Source organism: Klebsiella variicola, from assembly GCF_000828055.2.
In the GTDB taxonomy this organism is placed as follows: Bacteria; Pseudomonadota; Gammaproteobacteria; order Enterobacterales; family Enterobacteriaceae; genus Klebsiella; species Klebsiella variicola.
Genome location: NZ_CP010523.2, coordinates 3,492,280 through 3,506,284 on the forward strand (window position 1 = coordinate 3,492,280; position 14,005 = coordinate 3,506,284).

Genomic DNA, 14,005 nt, shown 5'->3' on the forward strand with positions numbered 1-14,005 from the left:
AAAAAACCGGCCTCTGGCCGGTTTTTTTATGCGCTTTGCGGACGCTGCATCCCGGCCAGATCCGGCATGATCTCCCGCATCAGGTCAAGGAACTTACGCAGGCGTGTCGGATAATAGCGCGCCCAGGGATAAACCAGATGAACCGGTAGCGAGGCGGGACGCCACTGCGGGAACAGCTCAATCAGCCGTCCGGCGGCAATATCCTCCACGACTGTCCAGCTGGACACCATCGCCACCCCCAGTCCCGCCAGCGCGGTATTTCGCGCGACGTACAGGCTGTCAGTGCTCAGGCAGGGGGTGATGGCCGTCGAGACGATTTGCCCACTTTCCAGATGCCGGAGCCGTACCTCATGCTGATAAAAGGTATTAATGGCGATCCACGGCAGGCCGGATAGCGCCTCCAGCGAGGTTAACGGCGGGTACTTCGCCAGGAGTTCAGGGGAAGCCACCACGCAGCGCGGCACTTCCGCCAGCAGCACGGATACCGTGGCCGGATCCACCTCCGCGCCAACGCGGATGGCGCAGTCGATATTATCGCTGAGAAAGTCGACGGTATTATCATTCAGCATCCACTCGACCGACAGTTGCGGATGACGCTGCAGAAATGCGACCAGCGGCGCCAGCAGCTGTTGCTGGCCAAAAGCATGGGGAGCCCGTACCCGCAGCACCCCCACGGGCTGATCGTCGGCAATACGCAGATCATCCTCCAGCGCCAGCCAGGCGTCCACGACCTGACGGGCATGGCGATAACAGCGTTCGCCATCGTCAGTGAGCTTCATCGCATGAGTGGTGCGCAGGATCAACTTCACCCCCAGCAGTCCTTCCAGGGACTGCAGGCGGCGGCTGACGGTTGCCTGGGTGGTATCCATCTGCCCCGCGGCGGCGGAGAGTGAGCCGGCCTCTATAATACGAATATAGGTGCGCATCAGCTCAATGCGGTCTATACGCTCCTGTCTTTTCATTTTTCTTTTGCCTATACGTACTACGTATAACCGTTTTACCACCAGCCCGGCTACCGCGCCAGCTGCATTCAGGGAAAAATAGCGCCATCGCATCTATGAGGTACTGATCATGACACCGACTTCCCTTTCCACCCGCGACGCAGGCTGGATTATCTTCATTCTCGCACTCGGCGCCGGCTTTAGCGTCGCCTCTATCTATTATGCGCAGCCGCTACTGCCGCTGATGGGCGCCAATCTCCATCTGTCGGTAGAAGGGATGGGGCTGGTTCCTACCCTGACGCAGGCTGGCTACGCGCTCGGCATTCTCTTCCTGCTCCCGCTCGGCGACCGTCACGATCGCCGCCGGCTGATCCTGCTGAAGAGCGCAATGCTGGCGATCCTGCTGTTCCTGTGCAGCCTTACCGGCCAGCTCACCTCACTGCTGGTGGTCAGTCTGCTGATCGGTATGGCGGCCACCATGGCGCAGGATATCGTCCCGGCGGCGGCGATCCTCGCTCCGGCAGGCAAGCAGGGAAAAATGGTGGGCACGGTGATGACCGGGCTGCTGCTGGGGATCCTGCTTTCCAGGACGGTCAGCGGCGTAGTGGGCGCCGTATTCGGCTGGCGGGTGATGTATCAGGCGGCTGCAGTCAGCGTGGCGCTGATTGGCCTGGTGATGTGGCGGGTCCTGCCGCGCTTCGCCATTCACTCGACGCTGAGCTATCCGCAGCTGATGGCCTCAATGGCGCATCTGTGGCTGCGTTATCCGGCGTTACGCCGCGCTGCGCTGGCTCAGGGGGCGCTCTCTGTCGCCTTTAGCGCTTTCTGGTCGACGCTGGCGGTGATGCTCTCAGAACACTATCACATGGGGAGCGCAGTAGCGGGTGGCTTTGGTATCGCCGGTGCCGCCGGGGCGCTGGCGGCACCGCTGGCCGGCGGACTGGCCGATAAGTTTGGCGCCGGTAAAGTGACTCAGATGGGCGCGGCGCTGGTCACCCTCTCCTTCGCCCTGATGTTTATGCTGCCGCTGCTCCCTCTGCATGGCCAGCTGGCGCTGATTGCTCTCTCGGCTATTGGCTTCGATCTCGGCCTGCAGTCAAGCCTGGTGGCACATCAGAACCTGGTTTACAGCCTGGAGCCGCAGGCCCGTGGCCGCCTGAACGCTCTGCTGTTCACCGTGGTCTTTATCGGGATGTCGCTGGGGTCGGTGCTGGGCAGCAAGCTGTACGTGCTGGCCGGCTGGAACGGAGTGGTCACCCTCGCCGTCGTCAGCGGGGCAATTGCCCTGGCGATCCGCCTGCTGGAGAGTGCGCGCCTCATCGCAGCCGAACGCCGCACATCATAAAAAAAACCCGCTTCGCCTGAGCGAAGCGGGTTTCCTCTTTCCGTCGCAATGGCTTACGCTGTGCGACGGGCAAACTCTTTTACGCGGAAGCCCAACACCAGCAGCGTAGCGAAATAAGCCACTACTCCGGCGACCACCACCACCAGCAGGCGCATCAGGCGGAACGGCATTGTCCCCTGAGACCACTCCGGCATGAGATGCATGACGCCCAGCAGCGCCGCGGCCATCACCACCACCGCCGCGACCAGACGCAGCAGGAAAGTCAGCCAGCCGGGCTGTGGGGTGAAAATTTTCTGTTTACGCAGTTGCCAGTAGAGCAGCGCGGCGTTCAGGCAGGCCGCCAGCCCTATGGACAGTGACAGGCCCGCGTGCTTGAGCGGGCCGATAAACGCCAGGTTCATCACCTGGGTCATAATCAGGGTGACAATGGCAATCTTCACCGGCGTTTTGATGTCCTGACGGGAATAGAAGCCCGGCGCCAGCACTTTCACCACGATAAGCCCCATCAGCCCCACGGAATAGGCCACCAGCGCGCGCTGGGTCATCGCCGCGTCAAAGGCGCTGAATTTACCGTACTGGAACAGGGCCACGGTCAGCGGTTTAGCGAGGATCCCCAGCGCCACCGCGCTCGGCAGCGCCAGCAGGAAGCAGAGTCGCAGGCCCCAGTCCATCAGGCGGCAATACTCGTCATGGTTACCACTGGCGAAGCTTTTCGACAACGACGGCAGCAGGATGGTGCCAAGGGCCACGCCCAGGACACCTGACGGAAACTCCATCAGACGGTCGGCATAGTACATCCATGACACCGATCCCGACACGAGAAACGAGGCGAAGATGGTATTGATGATGAGGGAGATCTGGCTTACCGACACGCCAAGGATCGCCGGCCCCATCTGCTTCACTACCCGCATCGCGCCAGCATCTTTCAGATTAATTCTGGGCAGAACCAGCATGCCAATCTTCTTCAGGTGCGGCAACTGGTAGGCCAGCTGCAGCACGCCGCCGACCGTCACCGCCCAGGCCAGCGCCAGCACCGGCGGATGGAAGTACGGCGCGGCAAACAGCGCAAAGCTAATCATGCTGACGTTGAGGAACGTCGGGGCAAAGGCCGGCACCGAGAAACGGTTCCAGGTATTGAGGATCGCCCCCACCAGCGAGGCCAGGGAGATCAGCAAAATATAGGGGAAGGTAATGCGCAGCAATTGGGTGGTCAGCGCAAATTTATCGGCGGTATCAGCAAACCCGGGGGCGGTGATGGTGATCACCCACGGCGCCGCCAGCATCCCGATAACGGTGACGATCGCCAGGGCCAGGGTCAGTAATCCGGAGACATACGAGACAAACACCCGGGTGGCATCTTCGCCCTGCTTGCTTTTATATTCGGCAAGGATCGGCACAAACGCCTGCGAGAAGGCGCCTTCGGCAAAAATACGCCGCAGCAGATTAGGCAGTTTGAAGGCGACAAAAAAGGCATCGGTCGCCATCCCGGCACCAAAAATGCGCGCCACAATCGCATCGCGGGCAAAGCCCAGCACGCGCGAAAACATGGTCATCGAACTGACGGCCGCCAGTGATTTTAAAAGATTCATTACGCTGTTATTCCAAACCCTGGAGTAAAACGCCCGCAAATGCGGGCGCTGGAAAGTGGCGATAGTCTACCGGGTTCAATATGAATTACTACTGTCAGTTGTTACAACGGATTATTCGCTGATGGCGTCACGCCAGAGTTTGTCAACCACCCGCTGAGCCAGCAGCGCCTGTTCGCCAGCGGTTTCCGGAACCGTCTGATTTTGCACGCATTCGATGAAATGTCGCGCGCAGCCGACAAAACCGCGCTGCTCGAGGGTGGTTTGCCAGCCCGCCACCGGGCGCTGGACCACGCCAAGACCACACTCCTCCTGCCATTCGCGCATCTCACTCACCGCATATAACCCGCCATCGGTGACCGCCTGCACCCACTCACGCTGGCTTCCGGCACGGCGGTGCATGCTGGTGGTAACCTGCAGCCGGGGCGAACTGAACTGGTGTTCGGCATAGAGCATTTCACCCTGAGGAGTGATCTGCAACGTGCCGCCGCGCAGGCGCGCCTGACCATCAGCCAGCCACAACGCAGTATCCACCACGTGCAGATAGTCATCGAGAAGGGTAAAGCGCAGATCGTTGCCTACGCTGTCGCTACGATGCTTATCCATCCGCAGCGAGGCCGCCTCGCCCAGCCGCCCCTTCAGTTCACGATAGAGTGGCGCAAAGCGGCGATTGAAACCGACCATCAGCGTCAGATGACGCCGGGCAGCCAGCTCGACCAGCGCTTCCGCCTCGCTCAGCTTGTCCGCCAGCGGTTTATCCACACAAACATGAACCCCGGCATTCAACAAGTGATTCACGACTTCATAATGTGAAGCCGTCGACGTATGGACAAAGACCGCATCGCACTGCGCCGCCAGGGCATCCAGCGAATCAGCATACGGGATCCGCCAGGTTTCGCAGATGCGCAACGCCTTCTCTTTTCCCGGCGACCAGGCTGCCTGCAGCGTCCAGCTTTCCGCAGCGCCTAACACCGGCAGCCACGCTTTCTGCGCGATGCCCCCTAAGCCAACCACCCCAATGCGCAGTCTTGTCCCCACGTTTAGTCCCCCAGATGGTGTAACAGCGAGTCAAGGCGCGCTTTCAATTCCGCCACCTCGCCTTCCAGTGCTTCAACCCGGGCACGCAGATCGTCATCGTCTTCCAGCGGCGAGAGTGCTTCCACCGTGGTGATCAGCGTGTCCATGTCATCGCAAAACAGATGCATATAGCGGCTTTCCCGTTTCCCCGGTTCCCGTGGCAGGCGGGCAACAAAAGGACCATCCTCGCGCGTCGCTAACCCTTCCAGCACGCTTTCCACTTCCGCCATATCGCTGAACTCATGCATCCGCTGCGCTCGGCTACGGAGTTCACCCGGCGTCTGGGCGCCGCGCAGCAGTAGCGTCGTCACCACCGCTACTTCGCCGGCGCTGAGTTTCAGATCGCCAAATTCAGAGTTGCAAAAGCGCTGCTCATACTTGGTCACTCGATTGCCGAATCCGCTGACCGTGCGTAAATAGTGGCGCTTCACCAGGGTATCCAGCAGCGTCTGGACCTCACCTTCGCTCAGCGACATCACCGGTTCGCGGTTGGTTTTCTGATTGCAGGCGGTCACCACGGCGTTCACCGACAACGGGTACTGCTCGGGCGTGGTAACCTGCTTTTCCAGCAGACAGCCAATGACGCGCGCTTCGTGCGCGGTTAACTGATATTTCATCCTCTCTCCTTAGCGCCCTGCTGACCAGTCCGGCGTCGTTAGCGCCGTCAGTACATGGTCACGCCACTGCCCGTCAATCAGCAGATAATCTTTGGCGTAACCCTCTTTTTCGAACCCCAACCGCGCCAGCAGCGCGCCGCTGCGCTGATTATGCGGCATATAGTTGGCCATAATGCGATGGATATGCTGCGTGCGCTGCATATAGCGAATCGCGGCGGTCAACGCTTCAAACATCAGCCCCTGCCCTTGCCACTTCTCGCCAATGGAGTAGCCGAGATAACAGGCATGGAATGATCCGCGAACTACGTTGGAGAAATTCGCCACGCCAACGATCTCTTTTTCCTCCGCATCGAGCAGCGCGAAATAAAATGCAGACCCCTGCTTATGAAACTCGCCGATCATTGACAGACGCGCCTGCCACCCGGAGGGATAGCAGTGGCTGTCGTCACGTACCGGCTCCCAGGGTTTTAAGAACACTTTATTCTCGGCGTAATAATCGGCCAGACGCCAGGCGTCACGATCGTGGACCAGGCGCACCACCAGCCGGTCCGTCGTCAAACGCACCTTCGGCACGTTACTGCGATAGCCAAACATTTCCTTTTTAGTCCCCCTGACTTCAATCTTGCTCTCATCACTATACCTGTCCTGCACGATAGTGTGAAAACAGCAACATACCATTTTCTGCGCCATCTCCTCTTTTCGATGAATAGGCTCAATCGAACTTGCTTTTTGATAAAAAAATATTGTCGCAAGGGTGCTGGGAAAAGCAGCAGATTGCCCGCAGAATATCCTCGCTTATCTCTATTTTTCCCTGGAGGGGAAATGTCCCGCGTCTCGCAGGCAAGGAGCCTGGGTAAATATTTCCTGTTAGTCGATAACATGCTGGTCGTGCTGGGCTTTTTTGTCGTTTTTCCGCTGATTTCCATCCGCTTTGTCGATCAGATGGGTTGGGCAGCGCTGATGGTCGGCATTGCGCTCGGCCTGCGCCAGCTGGTGCAGCAGGGATTAGGCATTTTTGGCGGCGCCATTGCCGACCGCTTCGGCGCGAAACCCATGATTGTCACCGGCATGCTGATGCGCGCCGGCGGCTTCGCGGCGATGGCCGTCGCCCATGAGCCCTGGGTGCTCTGGCTCTCCTGTATCTTGTCCGGGTTAGGCGGCACGTTGTTCGATCCGCCACGAGCCGCGCTGGTGGTCAAACTGGTGCGCCCGCATCAGCGCGGCCGCTTTTTCTCCCTCCTGATGATGCAGGACAGCGCCGGCGCGGTGATTGGCGCCCTGCTGGGCAGTTGGCTGCTACAGTATGACTTCCGTCTGGTGTGCAGCGCCGGCGCCGCGCTGTTTATCGCTTGCGCCGCGTTTAACGCCTGGTATCTGCCAGCATGGAAACTGTCCACGGTGAAAACGCCAGTCCGCGAGGGGCTGGGACGGGTGCTGCGGGATAAGCGCTTCGTCACCTATGTCCTGACGTTAACAGGCTATTACATGCTGGCGGTGCAGGTGATGCTGATGCTGCCGATCATGGTGAACGACATCGCCGGTTCGCCGGCCGCCGTGAAGTGGATGTACGCCATCGAAGCCACCATTTCACTGACCCTGCTCTATCCCATTGCCCGCTGGAGCGAGAAACGCTACCGCCTTGAGCACCGGCTGATGGCCGGTCTGCTGGTAATGACGCTGGCGATGCTGCCGATTGGCATGACCAGCAGTTTGCAGCAGTTATTTACCCTGATCTGCCTGTTTTACATCGGTTCGATCATCGCGGAACCCGCCAGGGAGACGCTGGGCGCCTCGCTGGCGGATTCCCGGGCGCGCGGCAGCTATATGGGGTTCAGCCGCCTGGGTCTCGCCTTCGGCGGCGCGCTGGGTTACGCGGGCGGCGGCTGGCTGTTTGATGCCGGCAAAGCCGTGGGCCAGCCCGAACTGCCGTGGCTGATGCTCGGCGCCATTGGGTTTATCACTTTCCTTGCCCTGTGGTGGCAATTCAGTCCAAAACGCTCCGCCTCCGGTATGCTGGAGCCGCGCACCTAAGAGCGTAGGTCCGCGGTTTCTCCTGCCTTTCAGCCTATTCTGCTGGCATGAAGAATGCTGACAGGTCATGATGCTTTGTGTCAGGATGAATGATGGTACGAGCTTGAGGAACCCCATGAAAAAAATATTGATCGCCGCGGCGCTGATTGTCAGCGGTCTGCTGAGCGGCTGTAACCAGTTGACCCAATACACGGTAAGCGAGCAGGAGATAAACCAGGCGCTGCAGAAGCGTAACCATTTCGCCAAAGATATCGGTCTGAAAGGCGTTGCCGATGCCCATATTGAGCTGCAGAACCTGACCAGCGCTATTGGCCGTGAAGAGCCGGGTAAAGTCACGCTGACCGGGGTCGCCAACGTCGATCTGAACTCCCTGTTCGGCACCCAGAAAGCGACGATCGATCTGAAGCTCAAAGCGCTGCCAACCTTTGACAGAGAGAAAGGCGCTATCTTCCTGCAGGAAATGGAGGTGGTCGATGCCAAAGTGGCGCCCGAGAAGCTGCAGTCGGTGATTCAGGCCCTGCTCCCCTATCTGAATCAGTCGCTGCGCAGCTACTTCAGCCAGCAACCGGCCTATGTCCTGCGTGAAGACGCCAGCACCGGCGAAGCGCTGGCGAAGAAATATGCCAAGGGCATAGAGGTGAAACCGGGCGAAATTGTCATCCCCTTTACCAATTAATCTCCAGGGCGCTACGGCGCCCTGAATTTTTTACGGAAATGAGTGCAAAGGAAAACGTTTACGCTTATCCTTAGTGCCCGGCAAAAAACAGCCCTGATGACTGAACCTATTAGCCGGAGCCTTCCATGACAGCACAACCCCAGGTATTGAAAATCCGCCGCCCAGACGACTGGCATATCCATCTGCGTGATGACGATATGCTGAAAACCGTCGTGCCTTACACCAGTGAGTTTTATGGCCGGGCGATCGTGATGCCGAATCTGGTGCCGCCTGTCACCACCGTCGCGGCGGCTATCGCCTATCGCCAGCGCATTATGGACGCCGTCCCGGCCGGGCACGATTTTACCCCGTTGATGACCTGCTATCTGACAGACTCCCTCGACCCGGCGGAGCTGGAGCGCGGCTTTAACGAAGGAGTGTTCACCGCCGCCAAGCTCTACCCGGCCAACGCCACGACCAACTCCAGCCACGGTGTCACCAGCACCGACGCCATTATGCCGGTGCTGGAGCGGATGGAAAAACTGGGCATGCCGCTGCTGGTACATGGGGAAGTCACCCACGCCGAGATTGATATTTTCGATCGTGAAGCGCGCTTTATTGACACGGTGATGGAGCCCCTGCGCCAGCGCCTGCCCGGTCTGAAGGTGGTCTTTGAGCATATTACTACCAAAGATGCCGCCGAATATGTGCGTGACGGTAATGAACTGCTGGCGGCCACTATTACCCCGCAGCACCTGATGTTCAACCGCAACCATATGCTGGTCGGCGGTATTCGTCCTCACCTGTACTGCCTGCCGGTACTCAAACGCAATATTCATCAGCAGGCGCTGCGCGAACTGGTCGCCAGCGGCTTTAGCCGCGCCTTCCTTGGCACCGACTCCGCACCACACGCCCGCCATCGTAAGGAAGCCAGCTGCGGCTGCGCCGGCTGCTTCAACGCCCCGACCGCCCTCGGCAGCTACGCCACCGTGTTTGAAGAAATGAACGCTCTGCAGCACTTTGAAGCCTTCTGCTCGCTGAACGGCCCGCGCTTCTATGGTCTGCCGGTCAATGAAAGCTATGTTGAGCTGGTGCGTGAAGAGACCACGGTCGTTGACAGCATTGCGCTGCCCAATGATAGCCTGGTCCCGTTCCTGGCGGGTGAAACCGTTCGCTGGACGATGAAGCGATAAAAAACGTAGCCCCCTGTTGTCAACGCCCATCGGATACTGTATAAATAACCAGTATCAAAAACAGGGGGCAATTATGCGCATCGAAGTGTCTATCGCCAAAACGACCGCCTTACCCAACGGCGCGCTGGAAGCGCTGAATAACGAACTCTCCCGGCGTATCGCCGAGCAATTCCCGGCCATCGACAGTCAGGTGAGCGTGCGCTACGCCACCGGCAACCAGCTCTCGGTGTTCGGCGCCCTGAAAGAAGACAAAGACCGGATAAGCGAAATCCTGCAGGAAACCTGGGAAAGCGCGGACGACTGGTTTGTCCACGATCTCTCCTGAAGCATGGCGGGATCCAGTTACTCTGGTTTGCTCCCTCATTGTGCTTTTCTTTGCCGGGTCGCCCCGGCTTTTTTCTCCCCGCCTCTTGTTCAGAATATTCCTGATTATTCTGCTTAATATTGGCTAAAATGGCCATTTCCCGCGCTTATCTTGCGTAAAAAAGCGGCGAAAACAAGAAAATCATGCTGCCTTTCATTTAATTTCTCGAGTTTATTCTTGATCCCTGATATAATTAACTTGCTTCAAAAAACATGCATTAAACCTCGAGAATTGTTGTCTTTTAACATATGAATAAGGGGTTATGATGGAAAAAAATAATGAAGTCATTCAGACCCATCCCCTCGTTGGATGGGACATCAGCACCGTTGATAGCTACGATGCGCTGATGTTGCGCCTGCACTACCAGAACCCCACTCAAGAAAACAGTCATGATGCTGAAATTGGCCAGACGCTATGGCTAACGACGGACGTCGCACGTCAATTTATTTCAATCCTGGAAGCAGGCATTGCGAAGATTGAATCTGGCGAATACCAGGAAAACGAGTACCGCCGACATTAACGCGATACGGGGAATGACTAAACAATAGTCTTAACAGGCACCTGCGGGTGCCTGAATTATTTTCGGGCTTGTATAAGCGCAGGGAGTTAATTACCCTGCTAATAAGGCAATTACCCGGAACTCACCATGCAATACGATCTTATCATTATCGGCAGCGGATCGGTCGGCGCTGCCGCTGGCTATTATGCGCGTCGTGCCGGACTCAATGTTCTGATGACCGATGCCCACCAACCTCCCCATCAGCAGGGCAGCCATCATGGCAGTAGCCGTCTTATCCGTCACGCTTATGGCGAAGGTGAAAAGTATGTTCCGCTGGTGCTGCGCGCCCAGCAGCTGTGGGATGAACTGGCTGAAATCAGCGGCGAAGCCGTTTTTGAACGCACCGGCGTCATTAACCTCGGCCCCGCCAGCTCTCCTTTCCTGGCCAACGTCGCCGCCAGCGCCAGGGCGTTCGATCTTGAGGTTGAAGAGTTAGATGCTCAGGCCGTCATGCAGCGCTGGCCGGAGATACGCCTTCCCGACGACTATCGGGCGATTTTCGAACCGGCTTCCGGCGTACTGCGCAGTGAGCTGGCTGTCGAGACCTGGATACGTCTGGCACGGGAAGCTGGCTGCGCGCAGCTATTCAACTGCCCGGTCTCAGCCATTCATCACCATGCAGACGGGGTCACCATTGATACCCTTGACGGTGAATATCACGGCAAGAAATTGCTGATTAGCGCCGGTACCTGGGTCACCCGCCTGCTTCCGGACCTCCCCATCCAGCCGGTACGTAAGGTTTTTGCCTGGTTCCAGGCCGATGGCCGTTACAGCAGCAAGAATCATTTCCCGGCATTCACCGGCGAGCTACCCAACGGCGATCAATACTACGGTTTCCCGGCGGAAGATAACGAGCTAAAGATCGGCAAGCATAACGGCGGTCAGCCTGTCTCCACGCCGCAGGAGCGATCGGCGTTTGGCGCTGTCGCCAGCGATGGTTCCGAATCCTTTCCGTTTTTACGTAACGTCCTGCCCGGGATCGGCGGCTGTCTGCACGGCGCCTCCTGCACCTATGACAACACGGTCGATGAAGATTTTATTATCGATACGCTCCCTGGCAGACCAGACACGCTGCTGATCACCGGTCTGAGCGGCCATGGCTTTAAGTTTGCGCCGGTGCTGGGAGAAATTGCCAGTCAGTTTGCCCAGTTTGCCCAGGGACAGACGTCGACCTTTAACCTGACGCCTTTCTCGCTGGCGCGCTTTAGCTCATAACGGAATGCGGCACGCTTGCCGCCGGAAAAAAAACGGCCTCTGTGTCGAGGCCGTTAGTCATTGAGAACGGTTATGCGTCGCCTGTTTAATATGCTGGTTAACAACGTGCGCGAGCACTTTATGATCTACCTTGCGCTGTGGTTGCTGCTGGCGATCATCGATCTCGTCTGGTTATGGTTTTTCTGACGACTCCGGCTCGGGGATCCCGAGTTTGGTGTTCAGTCGGCCACGCGATTTGTTAAAGATTTTATTGCCGTTTTCGCGTCCGGCGCGCAGTTTGCGCTGCTCCTCTTCCGGCAGCTTATGCTCTTCCATGCACGCTTCGCTACAGCAACCGGCAAACTTCTCAGCGCAGCTCGGGCACTGTATAAACAGCAGATGACAGCCATCATTCAGGCAATTGGTATGGGTATCGCACGGCGCGCCACACTGATGACAGTGCGCGATGACGTCATCGGAGATACGCTCGCCCATCCGCTCATCAAAGACAAAGTTTTTGCCAATAAAACGGACCGGCAGCCCCTGCTCACGTGCGCGGCGGGCGTACTCAATAATCCCGCCCTCGATATGCCAGACCTTATTGAAACCGTTATGCTTCATCCAGGCGCTGGCTTTTTCACAGCGAATACCGCCGGTGCAATACATAACAATTTTCTTGTCTTTGTGGTCCTGCATCATTTCCACGGCTTTCGGCAGTTGGTCGCGGAAGGTATCCGCCGGGATCTCCAGCGCGTTTTCGAAATGACCCACCTCATATTCATAGTGGTTACGCATATCGATAAATACCGCATCCGGATCGTCAAGCATGGCATTGACGTCCGCCGCCTTGAGATAATCCCCAACATTGGAGGCATCGAAAGAGGGATCGTCGATGCCATCGGCGACAATACGGTCACGCACTTTCAGGCGCAGCACCCAGAAAGATTTCCCATCGTCCTCAAGGGCGATATTGAAACGCAGCCCCGCCAGCGCCGGATCGAAGCCATAGAGAAACTCACGCAGGGCTTCAACGTTGCTTTCCGGCACGCTGATTTGCGCGTTGATCCCTTCCCGGGCCAGATAAATACGGCCAAAGACCTTCAGCTGGGTTAAGGCAACCCATAACGCATCGCGAGTGGCTTGTGGGTCGACAATGGTGAAATATTTATAGAATGAGATCGTCGTGCGCGGCTCGGTCTCAGCCAGCATTTGCGCCTTTAACGTCTCATTTGAAATGCGGTTGTGTAACACTGGCATGGTGTACCTGCTCGACATAGAAATGAGGAAATAAACGGCGGGCATGATATAGCAAAGCTAATTAATTTACATCCCTACATTTTACGCTACATTTCTCTCACCCGGTCGCGCCCCGCTTAACAAAACGAGCTGACTGTCGCCGCCTTTGGCTGGCCGGTAAAAAAATGCGATAATATAAGACGTTGCTCACTGATACGGGTATGAAATGACTCATTTGCCTAAATTTTCTCCGGCGCTGTTGCATCCGCGCTATTGGCTGCTGTGGCTGGGTATCGGCCTGCTGTGGCTGGTTGTCCAACTGCCCTATCCGCTGATTTACCGCCTGGGAAATGCCATCGGCCGGCTGGCCATGCGCTTTATGAAGCGTCGGGCGAAGATCGCCTATCGCAACCTTGAGCTCTGCTTCCCCGACAAAAGCGAGCAGGAACGTCACCGAATGGTGGTGATGAACTTTGAATCGGTGGGTATGGGACTGATGGAGACGGGGATGGCCTGGTTCTGGCCGGTTCGTCGTATCGCCCGCTGGACCGACACCATCGGCTTTGAGCATATCCGCGATGTGCAGGCGCAGCAGCGCGGCATTCTGCTAATCGGTATTCACTTCCTGACTCTCGAGATGGGCGCGCGGATGTTCGGCATGAACGAGCCGGGGATTGGCGTCTATCGCCCCAACGACAACCCGGTGATCGACTGGCTGCAGACCTGGGGTCGGCTACGATCCAATAAGGACATGATTGACCGTAAGGATCTGAAAGGGATGATCCGGGCGCTGAAAAAAGGCGACGTGGTCTGGTATGCGCCCGATCACGATTACGGTCCGACCGCCAGCGTCTTCGCCCCACTGTTCGCTGTCGACCAGGCGGCGACCACCTCCGGCACCTGGATGCTGGCGAAAATGTCCAAAGCCTGTATCGTCCCCTTCGTCCCGCGTCGCAAACCGGATGGTAAAGGTTATGAACTGATTATCCTGCCGCCAGAGTGTTCCCCGCCGCTGGACGACGCGGAAACCACGGCCGCCTGGATGAACAAGATTGTTGAGCAGTGCATCATGATGGCCCCGGAACAATATATGTGGCTCCACCGCCGCTTCAAAACCCGCCCCGAGGGCATGCCCTCCCGCTACTGATCCCTTTTCCCGGCCGCGCATGTGGCCGGGAATGCGCTTCTCGCTCATGCTTTAGGCTCT

15 protein-coding genes are annotated in these 14,005 nt (G+C 57.8%); 9 read left to right on the plus strand and 6 right to left on the minus strand.

The features are described from left to right. Positions 1–26: 26 nt before the first annotated feature. Positions 27–1,055, minus strand: coding sequence for a LysR family transcriptional regulator (locus tag SP68_RS16445; RefSeq protein WP_162499987.1), 1,029 nt, complete (start codon positions 1,053–1,055; stop codon positions 27–29). Between the two features lie 16 nt (positions 1,056–1,071). Here SP68_RS16445 and SP68_RS16450 point away from each other — a divergent pair, with 16 nt between their 5' ends. Further along, positions 1,072–2,286, plus strand: a complete 1,215-nt coding sequence (locus tag SP68_RS16450) for an MFS transporter (RefSeq protein WP_040975261.1) — start codon at positions 1,072–1,074, stop codon at positions 2,284–2,286. Positions 2,287–2,339: 53 nt separating this feature from the next. Here the strand turns inward: SP68_RS16450 and murJ are convergent, their stop codons facing one another. The 4 genes from murJ to rimJ form a co-directional block, all read right to left on the minus strand. Then, positions 2,340–3,875: a murein biosynthesis integral membrane protein MurJ gene (murJ, locus tag SP68_RS16455; RefSeq protein ID WP_012968575.1), complete on the minus strand. Its 1,536-nt coding sequence runs from the start codon at positions 3,873–3,875 to the stop codon at positions 2,340–2,342. Between the two features lie 111 nt (positions 3,876–3,986). Next, a complete protein-coding gene (locus SP68_RS16460) occupies positions 3,987–4,898 on the minus strand; it encodes a Gfo/Idh/MocA family protein (RefSeq protein ID WP_155870612.1) in 912 nt (303 codons plus the stop codon). A 14-nt stretch (positions 4,899–4,912) separates the two neighbouring features. Continuing rightward, a complete protein-coding gene (locus SP68_RS16465; RefSeq protein WP_012542247.1) occupies positions 4,913–5,566 on the minus strand; it encodes a YceH family protein in 654 nt (217 codons plus the stop codon). Between the two features lie 9 nt (positions 5,567–5,575). Beyond that, positions 5,576–6,160: a ribosomal protein S5-alanine N-acetyltransferase gene (gene rimJ, locus SP68_RS16470; RefSeq protein WP_008805973.1), complete on the minus strand. Its 585-nt coding sequence runs from the start codon at positions 6,158–6,160 to the stop codon at positions 5,576–5,578. Positions 6,161–6,388: 228 nt separating this feature from the next. Here rimJ and mdtH point away from each other — a divergent pair, with 228 nt between their 5' ends. The 7 genes from mdtH (at position 6,389) to SP68_RS16505 (ending at position 11,769) form a co-directional block, all read left to right on the plus strand. Continuing rightward, positions 6,389–7,597, plus strand: coding sequence for a multidrug efflux MFS transporter MdtH (mdtH, locus tag SP68_RS16475; RefSeq protein WP_008805972.1), 1,209 nt, complete (start codon positions 6,389–6,391; stop codon positions 7,595–7,597). 115 nt (positions 7,598–7,712) lie between these two features. Further along, positions 7,713–8,273 carry a lipoprotein gene (locus tag SP68_RS16480; RefSeq protein ID WP_012542249.1) on the plus strand — a complete coding sequence of 187 codons (561 nt, stop codon included), beginning with the start codon at positions 7,713–7,715 and terminating at the stop codon, positions 8,271–8,273. A 125-nt stretch (positions 8,274–8,398) separates the two neighbouring features. Then, a complete protein-coding gene (gene pyrC / locus SP68_RS16485) occupies positions 8,399–9,445 on the plus strand; it encodes a dihydroorotase (RefSeq protein WP_008805970.1) in 1,047 nt (348 codons plus the stop codon). A 73-nt stretch (positions 9,446–9,518) separates the two neighbouring features. Then, positions 9,519–9,770 (plus strand): DNA damage-inducible protein I, encoded by a 252-nt coding sequence (gene dinI / locus SP68_RS16490; protein ID WP_002898994.1) that lies wholly within the window; start codon positions 9,519–9,521, stop codon positions 9,768–9,770. Positions 9,771–10,074: 304 nt separating this feature from the next. Next, positions 10,075–10,329: a biofilm formation regulator BssS gene (bssS, locus tag SP68_RS16495; RefSeq protein WP_008805969.1), complete on the plus strand. Its 255-nt coding sequence runs from the start codon at positions 10,075–10,077 to the stop codon at positions 10,327–10,329. A gap of 126 nt (positions 10,330–10,455) precedes the next feature. Next, positions 10,456–11,583: an N-methyl-L-tryptophan oxidase gene (gene solA, locus SP68_RS16500; RefSeq protein WP_040975258.1), complete on the plus strand. Its 1,128-nt coding sequence runs from the start codon at positions 10,456–10,458 to the stop codon at positions 11,581–11,583. Positions 11,584–11,655: 72 nt separating this feature from the next. Continuing rightward, entirely contained in the window at positions 11,656–11,769 is a 114-nt protein-coding gene (locus SP68_RS16505; RefSeq protein WP_002898988.1) for a DUF2770 family protein, read from the plus strand. Here the strand turns inward: SP68_RS16505 and trhO are convergent. Then, complete coding sequence (trhO, locus tag SP68_RS16510; RefSeq protein ID WP_008805967.1) at positions 11,755–12,819, minus strand: oxygen-dependent tRNA uridine(34) hydroxylase TrhO; 1,065 nt, start codon at positions 12,817–12,819, stop codon at positions 11,755–11,757. The genes SP68_RS16505 and trhO overlap by 15 nt on opposite strands. A 205-nt stretch (positions 12,820–13,024) precedes the next feature. On the opposite strand from trhO, the gene SP68_RS16515 reads away from it, so the two are divergent. After that, a complete protein-coding gene (locus SP68_RS16515) occupies positions 13,025–13,945 on the plus strand; it encodes a Kdo(2)-lipid IV(A) acyltransferase (RefSeq protein WP_022065198.1) in 921 nt (306 codons plus the stop codon). Positions 13,946–14,005 lie beyond the last annotated feature (60 nt).

Bases quoted from the DNA above. Each gene is read 5' to 3' on its own strand.
- SP68_RS16515 (WP_022065198.1), top strand. From the start codon at position 13,025: ATGACTCATTTGCCTAAATTTTCTCCGGCGCTGTTGCATCCGCGCTAT.
- mdtH (WP_008805972.1), top strand. From the start codon at position 6,389: ATGTCCCGCGTCTCGCAGGCAAGGAGCCTGGGTAAATATTTCCTGTTA.
- murJ (WP_012968575.1), bottom strand. From the start codon at position 3,875: ATGAATCTTTTAAAATCACTGGCGGCCGTCAGTTCGATGACCATGTTT.
- solA (WP_040975258.1), top strand. From the start codon at position 10,456: ATGCAATACGATCTTATCATTATCGGCAGCGGATCGGTCGGCGCTGCC.
- rimJ (WP_008805973.1), bottom strand. From the start codon at position 6,160: ATGTTTGGCTATCGCAGTAACGTGCCGAAGGTGCGTTTGACGACGGAC.
- SP68_RS16450 (WP_040975261.1), top strand. From the start codon at position 1,072: ATGACACCGACTTCCCTTTCCACCCGCGACGCAGGCTGGATTATCTTC.
- SP68_RS16445 (WP_162499987.1), bottom strand. From the start codon at position 1,055: ATGCGATGGCGCTATTTTTCCCTGAATGCAGCTGGCGCGGTAGCCGGG.
- SP68_RS16505 (WP_002898988.1), top strand. From the start codon at position 11,656: ATGCGTCGCCTGTTTAATATGCTGGTTAACAACGTGCGCGAGCACTTT.
- dinI (WP_002898994.1), top strand. From the start codon at position 9,519: ATGCGCATCGAAGTGTCTATCGCCAAAACGACCGCCTTACCCAACGGC.
- bssS (WP_008805969.1), top strand. From the start codon at position 10,075: ATGGAAAAAAATAATGAAGTCATTCAGACCCATCCCCTCGTTGGATGG.
- pyrC (WP_008805970.1), top strand. From the start codon at position 8,399: ATGACAGCACAACCCCAGGTATTGAAAATCCGCCGCCCAGACGACTGG.
- SP68_RS16465 (WP_012542247.1), bottom strand. From the start codon at position 5,566: ATGAAATATCAGTTAACCGCGCACGAAGCGCGCGTCATTGGCTGTCTG.
- SP68_RS16480 (WP_012542249.1), top strand. From the start codon at position 7,713: ATGAAAAAAATATTGATCGCCGCGGCGCTGATTGTCAGCGGTCTGCTG.
- trhO (WP_008805967.1), bottom strand. From the start codon at position 12,819: ATGCCAGTGTTACACAACCGCATTTCAAATGAGACGTTAAAGGCGCAA.